The following is a 19755-nucleotide window of genomic DNA, read 5'->3' on the forward strand; positions in this document are numbered from 1 at the left end:
ATCCCAATAACCATGATTTTTTTTCATATAAAAGTATTGCTAAACTGATTCGAGATTAATCATTTATTCAATTTTTGATGGCAGTAGGCTTCTTTGAAATTTTTTTAAAACCATAAATCAATAAACAGCCCCCTCATCCTAGCCTTCTCCCAAAAGGAGAAGGGACTTTCAATACCAATATGATTCACTCTAAATGATCGTTTTTTGATTGATGAACTAGTAGGCCTATTGAGTTTAAGGCTTGGTACTTTGTATAAAATGAGCTACGAGGAGCTATTTAAAATCATATGGATTGTTTATCAGTTTTATCTTGGTGTTTTAATTCTCGGTATTTTAATTTTTGCTATTTGAATCAGACTAAATCAATTGCATATATAAAAGAATGCCAAAATAACATTCTTCTATATATGTGCGCTCACAATTAATTAAAGACGCATCTCAATCCCTTGTTCAGCAAGGTATTGTTTCGCTTCAGGAATAGAGTATTGACCAAAATGGAATATCGAGGCTGCCAATACAGCATCGGCACCACCTTTTAAAATACCATCTGCTAAATGTTGTAAATTACCCACACCGCCTGATGCAATGGTCGGAATGGTGACACGATCATTGATTTGACGCATTAGACCAATGTCATAACCCGCTTTCGTCCCATCTGCATCCATAGAGGTAACCAACAATTCACCTGCACCGAATTCTGCCATTTTGACCGCCCATTCAATCGCATCTATGCCTGTCGGTTTACGGCCGCCATGGGTGAAAATTTCCCATTTATTTTCACCCGTTCTTTTCGCATCGATTGCCACAACAATACATTGTGCACCAAAGCGCTGAGACGCTTCTTGAACGAACTCAGGATTAAATACCGCAGCAGAGTTGATGCTGACTTTATCTGCGCCTGCATTTAATAACAAACGAATATCTTCAACTTTACGAACACCACCACCGACTGTAAGTGGCACAAACACACTTTCAGCCATACGTTCAACCGTACGGTAAGTGGTATCTCGGCCATTTGATGTTGCGGTAATGTCTAAAAAGGTGATTTCATCTGCACCTTGCTCATTATAACGACGGGCAACTTCTACAGGATCTCCTGCATCACGGATATCCAGAAACTGGACACCTTTCACCACACGACCATTATCTACGTCCAGGCAAGGAATAATACGTTTAGCGAGCATAATTTTTTCCAAAAATAACAGGCGATTATGAAAGTTCGTGACTTAGGTGCTACACCTCGATAGTCGAAGCGGTTATTCTATCAAACTTATGTAAGTTTTTTCGCAGGTTTTCTATGTCGGTTTATACCACTTTGAGTTTAAAAGAAGTTCAGCACTTTGCAGCACCTTATGGATTAGAGGTGGTTGAACTTAAACCAATTCAAGGCGGTGTGCAAAATACCAACTATTTTATCATTTGTGCTGATGGAACACAGTTTGTATTAACATTATTTGAAAATATGGATGCACAAGCAGCAGGGGAGTTAATTCCTGTCTTAGAACACTTGGGGCAACAAGGTTTGGCAGTTCCTGTTCCGTTAAAACATAGCGGTCAGTCGATTCATAGCTTAAAAGATAAGCCTGCACAAATTGCGCCACGGATGTCAGGTAAACATCCCATGCCCTCTACACTCGCTCAAGTTGAGCAAATTGCTGTAGCACAGGCCAAAATGCATGTAGCGTTACAAGACTTCCCATTACAGCGTCAAGTGGCGCGTGATCATGCCTATTGGTATAACGTTGCTCAACAAATTAAACCAACGTTGGATGTGGCGGATAGTGCTTTGCTGAATAACCTTTTAGGTTTATATGAAGCACTGACCATGATGTATCCAAATCGACCGAAAGGTTTTATTCATTCGGATTTGTTCCGTGACAATACTTTGTTTGAAGGCGATGAGTTAAAAGGCATTCTTGATTTTTATGAAATGAATCAAGATGAATTACTTTTTGATATTGCGATTACCTTAAATGACTTTTGCACAGAATATCCGAGTGTTGCTTTGAATGAAGCCAAAGCAACGGCTTTCTTAAATGCATATACTTCGATTCGTCCTTTGACTGAAGATGAAAGAGCTTGTTTAGAGTTATATTTGGCGATGGCCGCAGGTCGCTTTTGGATGATGCGTTTACAAATCGCTCAGATGAATGCCGCTGAAGCACGCACAGGTGATGATATTTTGCAGAAAAATCCGCAAGAAATGCGTAATATGTTGATTGAAAGATTAAAGTTCGTGACTGCTTAATAGTTTTTTGTGGGAAATAAAATGCGTGATCAAGGTCGTTTAGTTGAATGGTTCGATGATAAAGGCTATGGCTTTATTCAACCAAATGATGGTGTAAAAGATCGCGTATTTTTACACATCAAAGATTTTGCACAAAAAGGGCCACGCCCAATCGTGGGCTGTGCCCTTGAATATGTGGTGCAATTAGATGGTCAAGGGCGTTATAAAGCAAAACAAGTCACGTATTTAAAAGCCACACAAATGGCGAAAGTGACAAGCCAGCAAGCGGCTAAAGCCAAGCAGTTGCATGCAACAAAGCAGGCTAAATTACAGCCGATGCAAATTCTGTGCGCTGTTTATATTATTGCTTTGGCAATCTTGAGCATAAGCGGTTTGCTCAATGGTATGTTTATTCTTTTTGTCAGTATTATCAATGTGATGACCTATTGGTTTTATGCACAAGATAAAGAAGCCGCACAGAGCAATCAGCGTCGTGTTCCTGAAAATACCCTGCATATTTTAGCTTTTTTAGGTGGTTGGCCTGCAGCTTGGTTAGCACAGCAACGCTTACGACATAAAACACAAAAACAACCCTTTAAAAAGATTTATTTGTGTACCATATTCTTTAATATTTTATTGATTTTATGGTTAATTTCGCCTTTGAATATGTTTAAGATTTAAACGGGCGTTAGCAAATTTAAAAGGGCTTACAATGAATAATTATGTTGATCCAAATAATAGTAAATCTCTGACTTTAATTTTATATATCCTTTATATTGTTGCAATTTTTTCTGCGGGAATTCTTGCAATCATTGCATTGATTATCAATTATGTAAAATTGAATTCAGTCCGTGGTACGATTTTCGAAAGTCATTTTAGATGGCAAATTCGCACTTTTTGGTGGTATTTAGTCTGGACGGTAGTTGCATTTATTCCGTTTATTTTTCTATTTTTCACCATGGATAATGTCAATGCCTTTGCCGGTGTTGCCGTGGGTGCTACGATTTTTTGTGCTGCCACTTTATTTATTTCTTGGATATGGATTGTCTATCGCGCCATTCGAGGCATTATTGCGCTGAATGATGATCAAGCCTTACCAATATAACTGAATTAATAATGCTTGATGGATCTTGTTGCCGAGCAATACAGCTTGATCAAAGCGTAATTTTAGTGAAAACAGCGTTCTGATTAAGAACGCTGTTTTTCTATCTCAACTGAATTTTCTTTAAGCTGTCGTGTGTATAAAAATTTGGGTCTCCATTCACTGATGATCACCCCCAATACCACAAGTAAACCACCAAAAAGAGCCAGCAAAGGCAAGCGTTCACCTGCAATTCTTCCAAATAAAGCTGCCCAAACTGGTTCGCCAGCATAAATCACGGCCGCTTGAGAAGGATCGACAGAGCGTTGTGCCCAATTCATCGTCAATTGTAATAAAGCACTGGTTAAGCCCAGTCCAACTGCAAGCATCACCAATTGCCATGAAAAGGGTGGAATATGCAGCTCACCGACAAAAGGCATACTGGCAAATGAAATCAATGAAGCAAAGGCAAGCTGAATCACCGTTACACGCTGAATATTGACCTTCCCTGCAAAGTGCCCGATGAGAATAATCTCCATAGCAATTGCAAACGAACCAACCAATGTAACGATTTGCCCTGTATTTAAATCAATGTGATGAAAACCATTTCCTGTCAAAAAAATTAAACCGATAAATGCCAGTAAAACACCGAGCCAAGTCATGATATGTGGTCTTTTGCGAAAAATCACCCAGATAAGAATCGGTACAAGGGGGACATATAATGCTGTTAAAAAGGCAGACTCACTGCTGCTGATGGTTTGCATACCGACAGTTTGCGAGCCATACCCTGCGGCAATCATACCGCCAATCAGTGCACCAGCGATGAGTTCTTTTAAATTGATACCTTTTAGATATTTATAAGACAGTAATCCAACAGCAATAGTCGCTGCAGCAAAACGACAACCGACAAAAAACATAGGGGAACTATAGTTTAGGGCATAATGTACAATGACAAATGTACCACCCCAAATCATGGTCATCAGAATCAGTGCAATTTGAGGCGTTCTGGACTTTAAAAATAAAGCGAGGGCAGAGGAAGACATAAAATAAAGTAATGTAGAAGAGCAGGGCTATTTTACGCGAAAGCACAGTATTGTGCAGATGTTAAGCTGAGTAATCGGGTATTTAAATCACTCAATTGTCATGCAGTCGTGCTAGCATATTGAATTAAAATTTTGATAAAGAGAAATAAATCATGGTGATCGAACAAGCTTTATTTCATATTGTTGATGGTCAACAAATGGCTTTTGAAAAGAAATTTTATGAATTATCAGACACATTCCGGAATGCCCAAGGTTGTGAAAAATTTAAATTGATTCGTGGTATAGAAGACAATCAAAAATACATACTACAAATTCACTGGATTGATCTTAAAACCCATACAGATGTTTTTATGAAAACAGATGAATTTAAACAGTGGTTTACGGCAATGAAGCCCTTTTTAGCAAGTAAAATTGAAATGCAACATTTTGAAAATACATTGGTTTAAATCTGGATGTAGTGATTTAAATACCTTGTTTAACGCATAAAAAAGAGAACATCTCGGTTCTCTTTTTTAATCCAATCTAGGCTGGGAACTTAAAAGCCTTGTTCATCCAATAACAGCTGCGCTTCACGTAGGTTTAGTGTGCCTTCATAAATTGCACGACCTGTGATCGCACCTAAAATACCCGGCTTACCTTTTAAATTACGCACATCATCCAGATTGGTTACACCGCCTGAGGCGATCACTGGAAGACCTGAGTATTGTGCGAGATTTACTGTCTGTTCAACATTGACACCCTGCATCATACCGTCACGTGCGATATCGGTATAAACAATACTCGATACACCGGCATCTGCAAAACGTTTTGCAAGATCAGTGGCTTTTACATCAGTGACATTTGCCCAGCCATCAGTTGCAACCATACCATTGATCGCATCAATACCGACAATAATGTGTCCCGCAAACTTCTTACAGGCTTCTTCAACAAATTCAGGATTTTGAACTGCTTTGGTCCCGATGATGACAAAAGAAACGCCCGCATCTAAATAATGTTCGATTGTTTCCAAAGAGCGAATACCACCGCCAATTTGGATTGGCAGTTCAGGCTGTGCTTTTGCAATTGCTTCAACGACAGGTTTATGAATTGGTGTTCCAGCAAAAGCCCCATTCAAATCAACCAAATGCAAACGACGAGCGCCTTCATTTACCCAATGCTGTGCTGTTGCAACAGGATCATCAGAAAATACGGTATCGTCTTCCATACGACCTTGTTTTAAACGAACACATTTACCATCTTTCAGGTCAATTGCCGGGATGATCAGCATGCTTTCGCTCCTTGCTTAATCTCAATGAAGAATTTATTGATCTTCATCTTAGCAAAAACTTGATCAATTTCTAAGTGTCAGTTTAGGCTTTTATTGGCGCGAATGCTCAATTTAAGCTGAGTATGTGCGATCGTGTCAGGTATTAAGTCTAAATCCAGTAAGGCTTCGAAAATTAAGAGTGCAGCATAGGCATCGGCTGCTGCATATTCAATTTGTGGCGTTGTGAGGATTTTACGTGCCCAATTTGAGGTGCTAATTGATTTACTTTTAGGGAAATTGACTTGAAATAGCAATGCCATGGCATTTTTAATCCCTAAAGGATTATTGAAGCCAAAACTCGAAAAGCATTTAGAAAGTTCGATGACACTGTTGAGTTGCATGCCTTTTTTACGAAATAAATGTGCATCATTTTTTAAGCCAAAACCGACTTTAATCTGATCAGGGTTTTCAAAAAAGGGCGCTAGAAAAGCCAAAATATCTGCTGAAACTTGAAATAAATAGGCTTTTTCAAATGTCGCCAGTTGAATAAGATGTGGGCCAGTTTGTATTTCACCTTTATTAAAGGTAGGTTTTGACTCGGTATCGAAACCAAAAATGTGCGCCGTTTTTAATTCTGCTTCAATTGCTTGGCATTGTTGCAAGCTATTGACCACAACAATGTTACTCAAAGGCAAATTTTGAAAACGGGGAAAGCTCTGAATTTGTTCTTTACTAGGAAGTTGCTGAGTTTGAATATTCACAAATTTAAGCTCACAAATTTTAGTCGACCAGTTTAAGCATTAAAAATATTAACCATATTGTGTTATAACAAACTTTGAATAAAAGATGATAGTTTTGTGGGTCAAAAACACAGGAATAAATTGTATGGTTGAAAAAGATGATGATCTTTTTATAGAAGGCGCCAAGCGTTTAAAGCAATTAATTCAGGATAAAAATATAAAAGCCAGTGATATTGTTAACGTACTGGAAACTTCAAAAGGAACCATGACCAAATGGTTGCAAAACTCAACACCGTCGAGTGCGCAAAGCTTAATTGAATTGGCGCGTTTAGTTGGGATGACTGAACGCTGGAATATGGAATCTAAACAGCAAGATAAAGCAGATCTGGTGGCCAAAGCATATGCTGAGTCTGAATTGGATTTAAGCCATGTCACCATGGAACAGTTGATCAACGAAATTAAAGACCGTTATGCAGCTTTAAATTTAAAAGCGGATATTAAAATTAGTGTTGAGCCATTAGAAGGTGGTTTTGTCACCAAAGAGTAAAATAACCACCTTATAAAAATAGGGTGGTTATTTCGGCTGATTTATTCAGATTGATTAATTTGTTGTTGATATTGCTGAAATTGTTGCGCTTGGTCAAGGTAACTTTGATATGCTGGGATTGCTGTAACTGCAAGGATTAGAATACTGATTGGCAAGATCACAATATAAATCCAAGCCAATACTTTTTCCCAACCACGGGTAATCCGAGGTGCGCCATAGTTATTTGTCCCAGCATCTCCTTTTGCACAGCTTAAATAAACAAAAAAGAATAAATTCACCAAAGGTAAAAGCATAAGAAGAGATAACCAACCACTTTGGTTTTTGTCATGTAAGCGACGAATTGTAAAAATAAAGCTAAAGTAGATCACTGCGATATAAATAATAATCGCAACTGTGCCGAGAATAAAGATGAGCGTATTTGAAGGGGAGTTACTTAAAGCTGGGATGAATAGTGCAGCGATAATACCCAGTACAAACATAGATAGACCCAACAGCATATTCCAGCCCAAATAGGATAATCGACCAAAACGGCCACTGGCACTTAAAGCTGAATCATGGGTTTGAAAATTAGAAGACATTGTTATGTTCCTAGAATGAATTAAGGTTTTTAAATCAATTTTTAAAATCAATTGTTGGATTTTTATTCAATTTGGTTGAATCATAATAAACAGACGATAAAAAATAAAGTCCAAATAAAATAAAAAAATCAAGCCAACTGCAATTGACTTGATTTTTAGAGATATAAATCGGGATGAAATTGACCTGAATGAATCAGATTTTCCATTCCACAAAGTTTTTCAGTAACTGTAAACCTGCTGTATGGCTCTTTTCAGGATGGAACTGTGTCGCAAATAAATTTTCTTTATGAATAGCCGTACAGAACTGCAAACCATAATCACATGTTGCAGCAACAAGAGACGGGTCTTTGGGTTCGACATAATAGCTATGTACAAAGTAAAAACGGCTATCTTGATCAATATCTTTCCACATTGGATGATTTGGATCTGCCTGATGGACTTGGTTCCAGCCCATATGAGGGACTTTTAAGCCGTCCATATCTGGAAAATGTTTTACCATACCTTCAAAAATACCCAGCGCTTGAGTGCCTGCATTTTCTTCTGACGATTCAAGCAAAGCTTGCATGCCAACACAAATGGCAAGTATCGGTTTATTAAACGCAGCATGGCGCACAACCTCATCAATACCTGCTTCATGCATCCCCTGCATACAATCACGCATTGCCCCTACACCCGGAAATACGATTTTATCTGCCTGAGCGATTAATTTTGGATCATTTGTGACATCTACAGTTGCGCCAACATGTTCGAGTGCTTTGGCTGCTGAATGAAGATTTCCCATGCCATAGTCAAGAAGGGCAATACGGGTCATTACAAGGTTCCTTTCGTCGATGCAACAGTATTTTCTGCACGCGGATCAACTTCACAGGCCATGCGAAGCGCACGTGCAAATGCTTTAAAAACACTTTCAATTTGGTGATGGCTATTTTTGCCTTTTAAATTGTCAATGTGCAAAGTCATTAAAGCGTGATTTACAAAGCCTTGGAAAAACTCGGAAAATAGATCCACATCAAAACTGCCGATACGGGCGCGTGTAAATGGGATATCCATCCATAAACCTGGGCGACCTGATAAATCAACCACGACACGGCTTAAAGCTTCATCAAGTGGTGCATAGAAATGACCATAACGTTTTAAGCCTTTTTTATCACCGAGTGCTTGCGCAAATGCTTGGCCTAGTGTGATTCCACAGTCTTCTACAGTATGGTGATCATCGATTTCTAAGTCGCCATCACAATGAATATCGATGTCAAATAAACCATGACGCTTGATTTGATCAACCATATGGTCTAAAAAGGGAACACCTGTATTGAGCGTGCCTTGACCAGTACCATCAAGATTCACACGAACTCGAATTTTAGTTTCGTTGGTGTTTCTTACCACTTCACTGATACGTTGCGCCATAGACACGTTCCTCAAAAAACGTCAAAAATTAAAAGTTTGATGTAAAGATATTTCGCTGTGACGAAAGTGACAGCATATTAGATTGCTCAGGAGGGTTAATCAATGCCTATTACCGTACATGCTAAAACTTCACTAGAAAATGAAGAAGTTCGCGATCAGCTTGAGCGATTATATGACACCAGTCCCGAGTTTGGGGATGGTCATGATGCCATAGAACAACTTGAGCAAAACTTGGCTCATTATACCTTACTTTATGTCGCAGAATTTAATACAAAGATTATTGGTGCGTTATGGTGTACGGGACAAGGTGAAAGTCGGACTTTGGAAAATATTGTGGTACATCCTGCTAACCGCGGACGTGGTGTTGCAGAGCGTTTGGTCGAAGAAGTTTGTCGTATCGAGGAAGAAAAGGGCATTAAAAACTTTGAGCCGGGCTGTGGAGCAATCCATCGTTGTTTAGCTCACTTAGGTAAAATCTAAGATGATCTTGGAGCTTTGACCAATTTAAGCAACCTGATCCGGTTGCTTTTTTATTTGGCTATTTTTCCATAACTATAAAGTTAAGCTGATCTCAGTAGCATATTGCAGTCACGAGCAAAACACTTTGGGGAATAATTAAATCGAGTTTGCAAAACTTAAAGCAAGGAGGAGTACCTTCGCTCAGCAAATTAAGCGTGCCAAAATTTGCGTTCCAAAGCTGAAAAATGTATAAAAAACAGCCTTATTTAGAATAAATAGGTGGTTTTTGTTGTAAAAATAAACTATTGAATGATTTTAGTGATTTCAACGCTTGACGACTAAACCATTAAATTGTTTAATACGCCCCATCGGCGTGATAGCTCAGTAGGTAGAGCAACGGATTGAAAATCCGTGTGTCCCCAGTTCGATCCTGGGTCTCGCCACCATATTTAAAATCTTTGAGATTTCAATCCCTGATCCCATCAGGGATTTTTTTTGGGTAAAAAATATTCGGTTGAATAAAAAAGTCATGATTTTTATTGACTATTGAACTGAGATACGGCTTAATACACCGCATCGGCGTGATAGCTCAGTAGGTAGAGCAACGGATTGAAAATCCGTGTGTCCCCAGTTCGATCCTGGGTCTCGCCACCATATTTGAAAAACATCAAACATTGTTTGGGGTTTTTTATTGCCTGCTTTTTATTTTCAATTCAGAAATTGATGTTCATCATTAAAACAGCATGTCATTTTGAATGCGTAAATTGAACCCATTGTCTTACAAAATATCTTGCTATGGACTATAAATATCGTAAGATAAACCTTTGGTAAGTGAAATAGATTGTTATAAGAACAATGAAAGATTTATTTTCATCAGGCAGCCAGCTTTATCAGCAAGCTCGACCGAGTTATCCGCAAGAAGTGGTTCAGGAAATTTTAAATCATGTTCCAGAGCGCGGTTTTGCTTGGGATTGTGGTGCGGGTTCAGGTCAATTTACTCAATTGCTCAGCCCCTATTTCGATCATGTTGTTGCAACGGATATGAGCGAAAAACAATTAAACCTTGCGCCTTATTTCGACAATGTCAGCTATCAAGTCCAGTCTGCTGAACAGACTTCATTTACAGCACAGAGTTTTGATTTGATTTCAGTGGCTCAGGCTATTCATTGGTTTGATTTTGATGGTTTTTATAAAGAAGTTGAACGCACATTAAAACCACAAGGTATTCTTGCTGTGATCGGTTATGGCTTAATTCATGTCGAAAATGCAGCCATCAATACCATGATTCAAAACTTATATGCTGAAAAACTAGATGGTTATTGGGATGCGGAGCGCCGTTATATCGATGAAGAATATAAAACCATTCCCTTTCCTTTTGATGAAATAAACGTTGCTGAGTTTAAGATGCAGTATCAGTGGTCCTCTGCACAATTGTTAAAGTATTTATCTACTTGGTCTGCAATTAAACACTATTGTGAAAGAAATCAGGATCATCCATTACTTGATCTAGCTGAAGCATTAACCAGCGAGCTTGCAGATTTGACCATCACATTCCCAGTTTTTTTAAGAGTGGGTAAAATTAAAAAATCAAAGAAAAAATGCTTTATGCACAAATAAAATAAGGATCGCATTTTATCTTCGATTACAACAGATATAGCTAACAATATACTTACTTATATATTATTTAAAAGTAAGATAAATCATGAAAGCTCCAGTTAAAATATTATCCATTGCTGTATGGCTATCGGCATTCAGTTCTACCGCTTTTGCAACGACAGGCTATTTTATGCATGGCTATGGGGTAAAAGCCCAAGGCAATGCAGGGACTTCAATCGCTCAATTTCAAGATGCATTAACGATTACCAATAACCCAGCAGGTTTAAGCTGGATTGGTGATCGTATAGATGTGGGTGCAACCGTGTTTTCACCTGATCGTTCAGCTGAGATTACCGCGAATCAAATGCCACAAGCTTACCCCAACGCCAATGGTCGATATGATGGCAATGGACGCAAATACTTTGTACTCCCAGAGCTTGCATTCAACCATCAAATCAATGACCAAGTTGCTTTAGGTTTAGCAATATATGGGAATGGAGGAATGAATACGGGGTATAAAAATAATCCATTTGCAGCATTTGGCAACAGTGGAACAGCAGGAGTGGATTTAACCCAGGTTTTCATTACTCCAGCAGTTGCTTGGAAATATGCAGAAAATCAATCTATCGGCATTGCAACCAATATTCTCTATCAACGTTTTGAAGCACGGGGAATTGCTGGGTTTAGCGGATTTTCAGCCGATGCTTCAAATTTAAGCAATCGTGGTAAGGATTCTGCGACTGGCATTGGTGCACGTATTGGTTGGGCTGGAAAATTCTTTGATCAACGTTTAACCTTAGGCGCAAATTATTCTTCAAAAATTAATGCAGATCGCTTTGATCGATATCGTGGGTTATTTGCTGAACGCGGTGACTTTGATGTTCCTGAAAGTTATGGTGTGGGTGCAGCTGTCAACATCACACCTCAATTAACAGTGGCTGCGGATATACAACGAATTAACTATTCGGATGTGAAATCGGTAGGAAATCCTTTTGATCTTGCACAATTACAACAAGGTCATGCTTTTGGTACATCACAAGGGCCAGGATTTGGCTGGAATGATATCAATATCTATAAACTGGGTGTGTCTTATCAAGCCCATCCAAAACTCACACTAAGAGCTGGTTATAGTCATAATGATCAACCGATTCCAGACAGTGAAGTGTTTTTAAATATTCTTGCTCCTGGGGTAATTCAAGACCACCTCAGCGTGGGTGCAACTTGGAATCTCGATCAACATCAAGAAATCAGTATTGCCTATACACATGCCTTGGAAGATGAAGTAAAAGGCAAAATTTCCCCTGCGTTTGGTGGGGGTGAAGCGAAACTCAAAATGAGTCAGGACATTTTAGGGCTGTCGTATGGCTATAAATTCTAAGTTTTTCTGTCAATCGCCATGAAAGCAGATGGATTCGAGAGATTTTTAATCTGAAATAAGACGTTTACCCAAACACACGACTTCGATTTCTTCATAGCCGAGTTGCTCATAAAAGCTTTGCACATCAATATTATCCTTACGGATTAACAGTTGCAGTTTGGGGCAACCTAATGCAACTAAACGCTTTTCAAGTTGTTGTATCAATGCCGTTGCAACACCATTACGTTGATCATGAGGATGGACAGCAAGATAATTGACCCAGCCCCGATGCCCATCATAGCCCCCCATAACCGTAGCGATCAATTGATCATCTTTGACCGCCAATAGAAACAATCCGTCTTTTTGTGCGACTTTACGGAAGATATCAATTTCTGGGTTGTTCCAAGGACGGGTTAAATCGCAGACTTCCCACAGTGCGATGACTTCGTCTAAATCGGTTTCCTGAAACTGTCTGATAATAAACATAGAATTTTTATCTCTTGTTTTTTAAAACAATCTTTACAGCAGATTAATATAAAAAACCGCAGTTGATAAGTTTATTTTTTAGACAATGCGTAAATACTTTTTGCTGAGTTTGTTAACTTATAAAAACGTTATAGGCTGAGAATAGTGATTTTTTATTGATTGAAAGTGTGCATAATAATGGAGGCATAATTTAAAACAAAAAAGGAACTTCACGTGAATAAACAGGAATTTGATTATATTATTATCGGTGGTGGAAGCTCAGGCTGTGTGTTGGCTGGGCGTTTATCAGAAAACCCGCAAGTTTCTGTTTGTCTGCTTGAAGCTGGGGGCTCAGGAGAGGGTTGGAAAGTAGAAGTTCCTTGTGCAGCAGTGATTAGCATTCCAACCAAGATCAATAACTGGGCCTTTGAAACTGTACCGCAAAAGGGCTTAAATGGTCGTAAAGGTTATCAGCCTCGTGGAAAATGCTTAGGTGGTTCGTCGGCAATTAATGCCATGGTGTATATCCGTGGACATCGACAAGATTATGATGATTGGGCAGCCTTAGGCAATACTGGTTGGTCATATGATGAGGTCTTGCCTTATTTTATTAAGTCTGAAAATAACCAAAGAATTAAAAATCAATATCATGGCAATGCTGGACCACTTTCAGTTATTGATTTACGCAGTGATAATCCCTTACAGCAAAAATATATCGCAGCTGCCAAAGAGCAGGGTTATCGAATTCTGGATGACTTCAATGGAGAAGAGCAGGAAGGTTTAGGTGTTTATCAAGTGACCCATATCAATGGGGAGCGTTGTAGTTCCGCGCGGGCTTATTTATTTCCACATCGAGATCGTAAAAATTTAACGGTGGAAACCCATGCACAGACTCAGCGAATCTTGATTGAAAATGGCGTGGCTGTTGGGGTGGAATACAAACAGGCTGGTCAGCTGAAACAAATCTTTGCACGTCGAGAAGTGTTATTGAGTGCGGGAGCGATGCAGTCGCCACAGATTCTGATGCTGTCAGGTGTTGGCGACCAACAAGAACTCGCGCAACACGGCATTGAGGTAAAACAACACTTGCCTGGTGTGGGTAAAAATTTTCACGATCATCCTGATTTTATTTTTGGTTATAAAGTCAGTGAAATTCAAGGCACCTTTGGCTTATCTATTCCAGGTTCAATTGATTTATTTAAACAAATTGGACGTTATCGTAAAGAACGCCGTGGTTTGTTGACTACGAATTTTGCTGAATGTGGCGGCTTTATTAAAAGTTCAAATGAGCAAAGTCTACCGAATTTACAATTACATTTTGTGATTGCACTGGTGGATAACCATGCACGAACCATGCACACAGGGCATGGTATTTCTTGTCATGTCTGCCTTTTAAATCCAGTCAGTCGTGGGTCGATTAAGATAAGTGGGTCAAGTATCGATGATCCTTTATTGATTGATCCGAATTTTTATGGTGAAGAATCTGATTTAGAAGAAATGGTTAAAGGCTTTAAACTTACTCAGAAATTAATGCAATCTGATGCTTTTAAAAGCATGATTAAAGAAGATTTATTTACAGCCACGGTAAAAACAGATGAGGACATTCGCCAAGTTTTAAGAGATCGCTCAGATACCGTTTATCACCCTGTGGGAAGTTGTAAAATGGGGGTAGACGATATGGCTGTGGTTGATCCACGGTTACGCGTTTATGGTATTCAAAACCTGCGTGTGGTCGATGCGTCAATCATGCCAAAAGTGGTGAATGGCAATACCAATGCCCCTGCAATTATGATTGCAGAGAAAGCGGTTGAGATGATTAATCAGGACCAAGCTGGTGTGGCGTTTATTGAAAAGAAAGATAAAGTGCGTGTTGCAATCTGAGTCTTTAGATATTTAAAAAATCAGTGGGTGGGCATTCAAACCCAAATAAGCCCATAAAAAAACGCCCTGAAGGGCGTTTTTACTTTTTACATCAGATTTAAAATCTTATGCAGATTTTTTAGCTTGATCTTCTAAAGAAGCAAGCATATGGCCTGTTTCTTCAAAGTTATAGTGCCAAGAAAGTGCTTCGCGAAGAATATGCGGTGTTTGACCACCTTTTTCACATGCACGATCAAAGTAATCATTCAATGCATCACGATACATTGGGTGAGCACAGTTATTGATGACTGCACGAGCACGTTCACGAGGCGCTAAACCACGTAAGTCAGCAAGACCTTGTTCAGTCACAAGAATATCAACATCATGCTCAGCATGGTCGATATGTGAAGCAAATGGAACAACAGAAGAGATGTCGCCACCTTTTGCAATTGATTTGGTCACGAAGATTGCTAAATGTGCATTACGTGCGAAATCACCTGAACCACCGATACCATTCATCATCTTGGTACCGCAGACATGGGTCGAGTTGACGTTGCCGTAAATATCGAACTCAAGTGCAGTATTGATCCCGATGATGCCTAAGCGGCGAACCAATTCAGGATGGTTTGAAATCTCTTGTGGACGTAGAACCAGTTTGTCTTTGTATTGTTCTAGGTTGTTAAATACTTTTTCGCCATATTTAGCAGAAAGGGTAATTGATGAACCTGAAGCAAACTTCATTTTACCCGCATCAATCAATTCGAAAGTACAGTCTTGCAGTACTTCTGAATACATCACCAAATCTTCAAAGTTAGAATCTTTAAGACCGGTTAATACCGCATTGGCAATCGAACCGATGCCCGCTTGTAAAGGACCAAGATTCGAAGGTAAACGACCTTCTTCAACTTCTTTTTCAAAGAATGCGATTAAGTGGTTGGCAATACCTTGAGTTTCATCATCTGGTAGTGTCACTGTTGATGGAGAGTCATGATATTCGTTGTTAATTACGATACCCACGATTTTTGCAGGATCAATATTAATTGCAGGTGTACCAATACGTTGATCAACATGTGTCAAAGGAATTGCTTGACGTGTTGGACGGTAAGTTGGGATATAAATATCGTGTAAGCCTTCAAAAGCAGGGCTTAAGTTGGTGTTGATTTCAACAATCACTTTTTCAGCAAAAATTGCAAAGCTTGCAGAGTTACCCACAGATGTTGTTGGAATGATGCCACCATCTTCAGTAATCGCAATCGCTTCAATCACCGCAACATCAGGTTTTTTCAACTGAAGGTTACGCATTTGCTCAACAGTTTCAGACAAATGCTGATCGATGAACATCACTTCACCGTTGTTGATGGCTTTACGTAAAGTGTTATCGACTTGGAATGGTAAACGACGCGCAAGTACACCAGCTTCAGTTAATTGTTTGTCTAGGTCATTACCTAAACTTGCACCTGTGATTAAAGTAATCTTCAACGGATTCACTTTGGCTTGTTTTACCAGCGCTAAAGGTACAGCTTTTGCTTCACCTGCACGAGTAAATCCACTCATCCCCACAGTCATCCCATCTTGGATAAAAGTTGCAGCTTGTTCTGCGCTCATGACTTTGTCATGGAGAGATGCTAAACGAATACGATCTAAAGACATGGTTTACGCTCAATTCTTGTTCAAAACTAGACGGATTGTACCGCCCTCAAACTGAATTGTGCATGCCTCTAATGCTAAGGTCTAATTTTTTCAATAAATGCAGGTATAAATTCTGGTGATGGTTTTTAAGTTGTTATTTATTAATAAAATAATGATAGCTGTTTGTTAAATAAACAAAGTTAAGTGTTGGTTTATTGAGCAATCACTAAAAGTGATCACTCAAACTTTGTTTGATTTTTTGAATTGGATTTGTAGGTGTCGGTTCTTCCTCAACTTTTATTGAAGTTGGTAGTGAAATGATGGCTTGTAGCCCGCCTTCAGGACGGTTGGAAATCAACAGTTCACCTTGATGAATATCAACAATTCGTTTGACAATGGCCAAACCTAAACCACTCCCTTGCACTGTACGTGCAGCATCACCACGGACAAAAGGCTGCATAAGTCCTTCAATTTGGTCTTCGGGAATTCCTTCACCATTGTCTGCTACACAGATTTTAATATGCTCATCTTCTACAAAAGCACTGAGTTCAATGGGTTCTGCACCATAGCGTTTTGAATTGTTGATGAGATTACCAATCAAACGTTTTAACGACAGTGAGCGAGCAGTAATGACGGGTAATTCTTGCGGCGTGAACTGAATATCTAAGGGTTTAAACTGAATGATCAGTTCTTGTAGCAAAGCATTGATATTGGTGTCTTGAAGCTCTTCATCTGAGCCATCACGCATATAGGAAATAAACTGGCTTAAAATGGCATCCATATCATCGACATCATAAATCAAACCTTCTTTTAAGAAGTCATCATCAGACATCATCTCTGCACTTAAACGGATCCGTGTTAGCGGTGTTCTTAAATCATGCGAGATACCTGCCAACATGATTTGGCGATCACGTTCAGTTTGTTCAAGTGTATAGATCATCTGGTTAAAAGCTTGGTTTACCTCACGGATTTCTTGTGGTCCATGATTGGTTTCCAAGTAGGGTGCTTTCCCTGTTTTACTGTAGCTATTCGCAGCATGTTGTAAGCGACGTAACGGGCGATTAAGCTGTCTGACCAGTGTCAGGATGATCGCCGCAGCAATCAGTGGAATACCCAATAACCAAGCTAAAATGAGTTCAGGACTATAGTTGGCATAGGTATTCAGAGGTTCACGGACCCAATTGCCATTCATTTCAGGAGTCTGGACCCAAATGCGCGGACTGGGTTTAAACTGGAAATAAACCGTCACATCTTTGATTTTTAATTCTTCTGCAAGCTGATTCTCAATACGATTGGTAAAGAAATCTGCAATAATTTTGTCTTTTACATTTGGGTATTCTTTGGGATCTGTAACATATTCGACCCCAACCCGTTGCTTTAACCATTCGTCAATATCGAGTTGGATCTCATCATGGTAAATCTGCAAGCGCGGATTATTAACCATTTCCAGCTCAACCGCCAAAAAACGTGCATGCTGTTGAATTTCAGGTAAATAAAGTGTTTTCCAAAAAAACCACAATGACATAAATAGGCTAAAGAACACCACGAATACCACCAATACCGTAGTACGCATTGCTGCCGAACGCGGTTTAACTTTATCGAGGAAGCGTTCCCAAGGTGTACGTTTGCGTTCTTTGTAGCTGACAAAGTCGGTAAATTCTTGTGGGTCTATGGGTTCTAATTTCACAGGAGCATTCCAATCTGTGCGATATTGTTAATCTATGGATTTCAGTTTAAAGGATGGCAGATTTATCGCAATATTAAAAATGTTAGGTTACTCGGCTTTAACTTATTTATGGTCATAAATACTCAGATTTAAAATATTTAAACTCAACAAAATAAGAGACGCATGGCATTGAGATCACACCTTTTTTGTACAATCGCCAAATATGCTTATATTTAAAATACCAGTGAAATCATCAGTAAAGCGTCGCTCTAGGGCAAAACCATCAAGACTATTGTTTTGGATGAATAAATATGGATAAAAAAAAACTGGTCACATGCAAAACCAAATATGTGACCAGTACTTTTGAAACTGATTCATGCTATCGAATCAAGATCTATTTTATTCAGCACCATCTGGAACGAACACATAACCTACGCCCCAAACTGTTTGAATATAACGTGCACGTGCAGGGTTTTCTTCAATCAGACGACGTAAGCGAGAAACTTGAACATCGATTGAACGTTCCATAGCACCCCATTCACGACCACGTGCAAGATTCATCAGCTTGTCACGTGTTAATGGTTCACGTGGATGCTGAACTAATGCCTTCAAGACCGCAAACTCACCTGTGGTTAATGTGACCACTTGCCCTTCACGCGTCAGGGTACGTGTTGATAAATCTAAAGACCAAGGGCCGAAAGACACAACTTCTACGTTTTGACTTGGTGCACCTGGAACTTCACGAACCTGACGACGCAGTACGGCACGAATACGTGCTAATAACTCATTTGGATTAAATGGTTTTGGCAAATAATCATCCGCACCAGCTTCTAAGCCAGCAATACGGTCAGAGTCACTGCCTCGTGCGGTCAGCATAATGACAGGTGTATCTATATTTGATGAGCGTAAACGTCTACAAATACTTAAACCATCTTCTACAGGAAGCATAAAGTCTAAAACGATGAGTGAAAATAACTCACGTTGTAATAGGCGATCCATCTGCGTTGCGTCGTGGGCCGTTTTTACCACAAAGCCTTTATCTTCAAGGAAACGCTGTAAAAGGGTACGTAAACGCACATCATCATCGACCACTAAAATGCGTTCGACACGGTCAGTTTCGTTTTGTACGATATCTGTATTTTCAGCAGGTACAACCAAACTCATGATGTACTCCCTTAATGTTGTAAATTATAAATATTCGTCAATCTCAGTATACTGCCTAAGCTCTTGTTAAGACTATGTATCAAATTGCTCAAAAATACAATTTTCAGGCTGTTTTGAAACCAAAAAACAACATCTATAACGATTTGAGATGATTCTATGTTTATAAATAAAAAGATATACCATATGCAAATGAAAGTTTTATGTATTTTGGCAATAAGTTTTGCTTTAAGTGCATGTATTAGCCGACTTTCCAGACCTGAAATCTCAGGACAAGTGATTGACCAATTTGACCAACCGATTGGTCAGGTCCAAGTCGGTGAAACGCAAACCGATATGCAAGGCAACTTTCGACTCAAGGAGCGACGCTATGCTGCATTTTTGCTGAAAGAAATCATGTATATGGAAGCGCCACCAATATTTGTACAAGAGCGTCTAAGTAAACAGGGTTATCAGCCGTGTGATTTGCAATATTTCAATTCTCATGGCGGTGGACAGCGCAAAGGTGCACAGTGGAAAGTTGGAAAAATTATTTTACAAAGCAATTTAAATACAGCAAAGCAGGATGAAATACCCGATTGCACTATAAAAACTCAAGAAAAATGATCTTTTATCACTTTTTTCACTGCTAATTTGCAAAACAATTGTGGATTTTATGGTCTTGGTCTTTATAATCACTAACTTTTAGTCCTTATC

Annotated in this window: 21 protein-coding genes and 2 tRNA genes; 12 read left to right on the top strand and 11 right to left on the bottom strand. The window is 39.2% G+C overall.

Features of this window, described 5'->3' with window-relative positions; translation table 11 throughout:
• Positions 1 to 425: 425 nt before the first annotated feature.
• Positions 426 to 1187 carry an imidazole glycerol phosphate synthase subunit HisF gene (hisF, locus tag L3V46_RS01195; RefSeq protein WP_303576666.1) on the bottom strand — a complete coding sequence of 254 codons (762 nt, stop codon included), beginning with the start codon at positions 1185 to 1187 and terminating at the stop codon, positions 426 to 428.
• A 110-nt stretch (positions 1188 to 1297) separates the two neighbouring features.
• Between hisF and L3V46_RS01200 the strand changes: the two genes are divergently transcribed.
• The 3 genes from L3V46_RS01200 to L3V46_RS01210 are packed head-to-tail and all read left to right on the top strand — an operon-like array spanning position 1298 to position 3332.
• Positions 1298 to 2248 carry a homoserine kinase gene (locus L3V46_RS01200; protein ID WP_239044736.1) on the top strand — a complete coding sequence of 317 codons (951 nt, stop codon included), beginning with the start codon at positions 1298 to 1300 and terminating at the stop codon, positions 2246 to 2248.
• Between the two features lie 21 nt (positions 2249 to 2269).
• The gene (locus L3V46_RS01205) at positions 2270 to 2908 is read left to right on the top strand and encodes a DUF1294 domain-containing protein (RefSeq protein ID WP_239044737.1); all 639 of its coding nucleotides are present in this window, start codon (positions 2270 to 2272) and stop codon (positions 2906 to 2908) included.
• Positions 2909 to 2939: 31 nt separating this feature from the next.
• Positions 2940 to 3332 carry a hypothetical protein gene (locus tag L3V46_RS01210; protein WP_096735313.1) on the top strand — a complete coding sequence of 131 codons (393 nt, stop codon included), beginning with the start codon at positions 2940 to 2942 and terminating at the stop codon, positions 3330 to 3332.
• A gap of 83 nt (positions 3333 to 3415) precedes the next feature.
• Here the strand turns inward: L3V46_RS01210 and L3V46_RS01215 are convergent, their stop codons facing one another.
• On the bottom strand, positions 3416 to 4351 hold the full coding sequence (locus tag L3V46_RS01215; RefSeq protein ID WP_239044738.1) for a DMT family transporter: 936 nt from the start codon (positions 4349 to 4351) through the stop codon (positions 3416 to 3418).
• A 152-nt stretch (positions 4352 to 4503) separates the two neighbouring features.
• Here L3V46_RS01215 and L3V46_RS01220 point away from each other — a divergent pair, with 152 nt between their 5' ends.
• Complete coding sequence (locus L3V46_RS01220; RefSeq protein WP_004725336.1) at positions 4504 to 4797, top strand: antibiotic biosynthesis monooxygenase; 294 nt, start codon at positions 4504 to 4506, stop codon at positions 4795 to 4797.
• Positions 4798 to 4886: 89 nt separating this feature from the next.
• Here L3V46_RS01220 and hisA read toward each other — a convergent pair whose 3' ends face one another.
• Positions 4887 to 5618, bottom strand: a complete 732-nt coding sequence (gene hisA / locus L3V46_RS01225) for a 1-(5-phosphoribosyl)-5-[(5-phosphoribosylamino)methylideneamino]imidazole-4-carboxamide isomerase (RefSeq protein WP_004725338.1) — start codon at positions 5616 to 5618, stop codon at positions 4887 to 4889.
• A 77-nt stretch (positions 5619 to 5695) separates the two neighbouring features.
• The gene (locus L3V46_RS01230; protein ID WP_004816590.1) at positions 5696 to 6358 is read right to left on the bottom strand and encodes a 3'-5' exonuclease; all 663 of its coding nucleotides are present in this window, start codon (positions 6356 to 6358) and stop codon (positions 5696 to 5698) included.
• A 124-nt stretch (positions 6359 to 6482) separates the two neighbouring features.
• Here L3V46_RS01230 and L3V46_RS01235 point away from each other — a divergent pair, with 124 nt between their 5' ends.
• Positions 6483 to 6884, top strand: a complete 402-nt coding sequence (locus tag L3V46_RS01235; protein ID WP_239044739.1) for a transcriptional regulator — start codon at positions 6483 to 6485, stop codon at positions 6882 to 6884.
• Between the two features lie 41 nt (positions 6885 to 6925).
• Here L3V46_RS01235 and L3V46_RS01240 read toward each other — a convergent pair whose 3' ends face one another.
• From L3V46_RS01240 to hisB, 3 genes are all read right to left on the bottom strand, one after another.
• Complete coding sequence (locus L3V46_RS01240) at positions 6926 to 7462, bottom strand: DUF805 domain-containing protein (protein ID WP_239044740.1); 537 nt, start codon at positions 7460 to 7462, stop codon at positions 6926 to 6928.
• A 193-nt stretch (positions 7463 to 7655) separates the two neighbouring features.
• Entirely contained in the window at positions 7656 to 8273 is a 618-nt protein-coding gene (hisH, locus tag L3V46_RS01245) for an imidazole glycerol phosphate synthase subunit HisH (RefSeq protein WP_239044741.1), read from the bottom strand.
• Positions 8273 to 8866 (bottom strand): imidazoleglycerol-phosphate dehydratase HisB, encoded by a 594-nt coding sequence (gene hisB, locus L3V46_RS01250; RefSeq protein ID WP_004725347.1) that lies wholly within the window; start codon positions 8864 to 8866, stop codon positions 8273 to 8275. The genes hisH and hisB overlap by 1 nt, the downstream gene beginning before the upstream one ends.
• A gap of 102 nt (positions 8867 to 8968) precedes the next feature.
• On the opposite strand from hisB, the gene L3V46_RS01255 reads away from it, so the two are divergent.
• The 5 genes from L3V46_RS01255 to L3V46_RS01275 all read left to right on the top strand — a co-directional run bounded on the left by L3V46_RS01255 (position 8969) and on the right by L3V46_RS01275 (position 12299).
• Entirely contained in the window at positions 8969 to 9346 is a 378-nt protein-coding gene (locus L3V46_RS01255) for a GNAT family N-acetyltransferase (RefSeq protein WP_004816597.1), read from the top strand.
• A gap of 349 nt (positions 9347 to 9695) precedes the next feature.
• Positions 9696 to 9771, top strand: a tRNA-Phe gene (locus L3V46_RS01260).
• A 132-nt stretch (positions 9772 to 9903) separates the two neighbouring features.
• Positions 9904 to 9979, top strand: a tRNA-Phe gene (locus tag L3V46_RS01265).
• Between the two features lie 201 nt (positions 9980 to 10180).
• Positions 10181 to 10942 (top strand): class I SAM-dependent methyltransferase, encoded by a 762-nt coding sequence (locus L3V46_RS01270; protein ID WP_004816598.1) that lies wholly within the window; start codon positions 10181 to 10183, stop codon positions 10940 to 10942.
• Between the two features lie 85 nt (positions 10943 to 11027).
• Positions 11028 to 12299: an outer membrane protein transport protein gene (locus tag L3V46_RS01275; protein ID WP_034616851.1), complete on the top strand. Its 1272-nt coding sequence runs from the start codon at positions 11028 to 11030 to the stop codon at positions 12297 to 12299.
• A 45-nt stretch (positions 12300 to 12344) separates the two neighbouring features.
• Here the strand turns inward: L3V46_RS01275 and L3V46_RS01280 are convergent, their stop codons facing one another.
• Positions 12345 to 12764: a GNAT family acetyltransferase gene (locus tag L3V46_RS01280; RefSeq protein WP_034616847.1), complete on the bottom strand. Its 420-nt coding sequence runs from the start codon at positions 12762 to 12764 to the stop codon at positions 12345 to 12347.
• 213 nt (positions 12765 to 12977) lie between these two features.
• Here L3V46_RS01280 and L3V46_RS01285 point away from each other — a divergent pair, with 213 nt between their 5' ends.
• Positions 12978 to 14624 carry a GMC family oxidoreductase N-terminal domain-containing protein gene (locus L3V46_RS01285; RefSeq protein WP_239044742.1) on the top strand — a complete coding sequence of 549 codons (1647 nt, stop codon included), beginning with the start codon at positions 12978 to 12980 and terminating at the stop codon, positions 14622 to 14624.
• Between the two features lie 105 nt (positions 14625 to 14729).
• Here the strand turns inward: L3V46_RS01285 and L3V46_RS01290 are convergent, their stop codons facing one another.
• From L3V46_RS01290 to ompR, 3 genes are all read right to left on the bottom strand, one after another.
• Positions 14730 to 16253: an acetyl-CoA hydrolase/transferase family protein gene (locus tag L3V46_RS01290; protein WP_004816606.1), complete on the bottom strand. Its 1524-nt coding sequence runs from the start codon at positions 16251 to 16253 to the stop codon at positions 14730 to 14732.
• Between the two features lie 205 nt (positions 16254 to 16458).
• Complete coding sequence (locus tag L3V46_RS01295; RefSeq protein ID WP_239044743.1) at positions 16459 to 17919, bottom strand: ATP-binding protein; 1461 nt, start codon at positions 17917 to 17919, stop codon at positions 16459 to 16461.
• Positions 17920 to 18297: 378 nt separating this feature from the next.
• Positions 18298 to 19062, bottom strand: coding sequence for a two-component system response regulator OmpR (gene ompR / locus L3V46_RS01300; protein ID WP_004816610.1), 765 nt, complete (start codon positions 19060 to 19062; stop codon positions 18298 to 18300).
• Between the two features lie 183 nt (positions 19063 to 19245).
• Here ompR and L3V46_RS01305 point away from each other — a divergent pair, with 183 nt between their 5' ends.
• Positions 19246 to 19665: a carboxypeptidase regulatory-like domain-containing protein gene (locus L3V46_RS01305; protein WP_239044744.1), complete on the top strand. Its 420-nt coding sequence runs from the start codon at positions 19246 to 19248 to the stop codon at positions 19663 to 19665.
• The last annotated feature ends 90 nt before the right edge of the window (positions 19666 to 19755 follow it).

The organism is Acinetobacter sp. AG3 (assembly GCF_022343575.1).
In the GTDB taxonomy this organism is placed as follows: Bacteria; Pseudomonadota; Gammaproteobacteria; order Pseudomonadales; family Moraxellaceae; genus Acinetobacter; species Acinetobacter guillouiae.

Bases quoted from the DNA above. Each gene is read 5' to 3' on its own strand.
- L3V46_RS01200 (WP_239044736.1), top strand. From the start codon at position 1,298: ATGTCGGTTTATACCACTTTGAGTTTAAAAGAAGTTCAGCACTTTGCA.
- L3V46_RS01220 (WP_004725336.1), top strand. From the start codon at position 4,504: ATGGTGATCGAACAAGCTTTATTTCATATTGTTGATGGTCAACAAATG.
- ompR (WP_004816610.1), bottom strand. From the start codon at position 19,062: ATGAGTTTGGTTGTACCTGCTGAAAATACAGATATCGTACAAAACGAA.
- L3V46_RS01270 (WP_004816598.1), top strand. From the start codon at position 10,181: ATGAAAGATTTATTTTCATCAGGCAGCCAGCTTTATCAGCAAGCTCGA.
- hisB (WP_004725347.1), bottom strand. From the start codon at position 8,866: ATGGCGCAACGTATCAGTGAAGTGGTAAGAAACACCAACGAAACTAAA.
- L3V46_RS01205 (WP_239044737.1), top strand. From the start codon at position 2,270: ATGCGTGATCAAGGTCGTTTAGTTGAATGGTTCGATGATAAAGGCTAT.
- hisH (WP_239044741.1), bottom strand. From the start codon at position 8,273: ATGACCCGTATTGCCCTTCTTGACTATGGCATGGGAAATCTTCATTCA.
- L3V46_RS01275 (WP_034616851.1), top strand. From the start codon at position 11,028: ATGAAAGCTCCAGTTAAAATATTATCCATTGCTGTATGGCTATCGGCA.
- L3V46_RS01210 (WP_096735313.1), top strand. From the start codon at position 2,940: ATGAATAATTATGTTGATCCAAATAATAGTAAATCTCTGACTTTAATT.
- L3V46_RS01235 (WP_239044739.1), top strand. From the start codon at position 6,483: ATGGTTGAAAAAGATGATGATCTTTTTATAGAAGGCGCCAAGCGTTTA.
- hisA (WP_004725338.1), bottom strand. From the start codon at position 5,618: ATGCTGATCATCCCGGCAATTGACCTGAAAGATGGTAAATGTGTTCGT.
- L3V46_RS01280 (WP_034616847.1), bottom strand. From the start codon at position 12,764: ATGTTTATTATCAGACAGTTTCAGGAAACCGATTTAGACGAAGTCATC.
- L3V46_RS01290 (WP_004816606.1), bottom strand. From the start codon at position 16,253: ATGTCTTTAGATCGTATTCGTTTAGCATCTCTCCATGACAAAGTCATG.
- L3V46_RS01215 (WP_239044738.1), bottom strand. From the start codon at position 4,351: ATGTCTTCCTCTGCCCTCGCTTTATTTTTAAAGTCCAGAACGCCTCAA.
- L3V46_RS01255 (WP_004816597.1), top strand. From the start codon at position 8,969: ATGCCTATTACCGTACATGCTAAAACTTCACTAGAAAATGAAGAAGTT.
- L3V46_RS01305 (WP_239044744.1), top strand. From the start codon at position 19,246: ATGCAAATGAAAGTTTTATGTATTTTGGCAATAAGTTTTGCTTTAAGT.
- L3V46_RS01240 (WP_239044740.1), bottom strand. From the start codon at position 7,462: ATGTCTTCTAATTTTCAAACCCATGATTCAGCTTTAAGTGCCAGTGGC.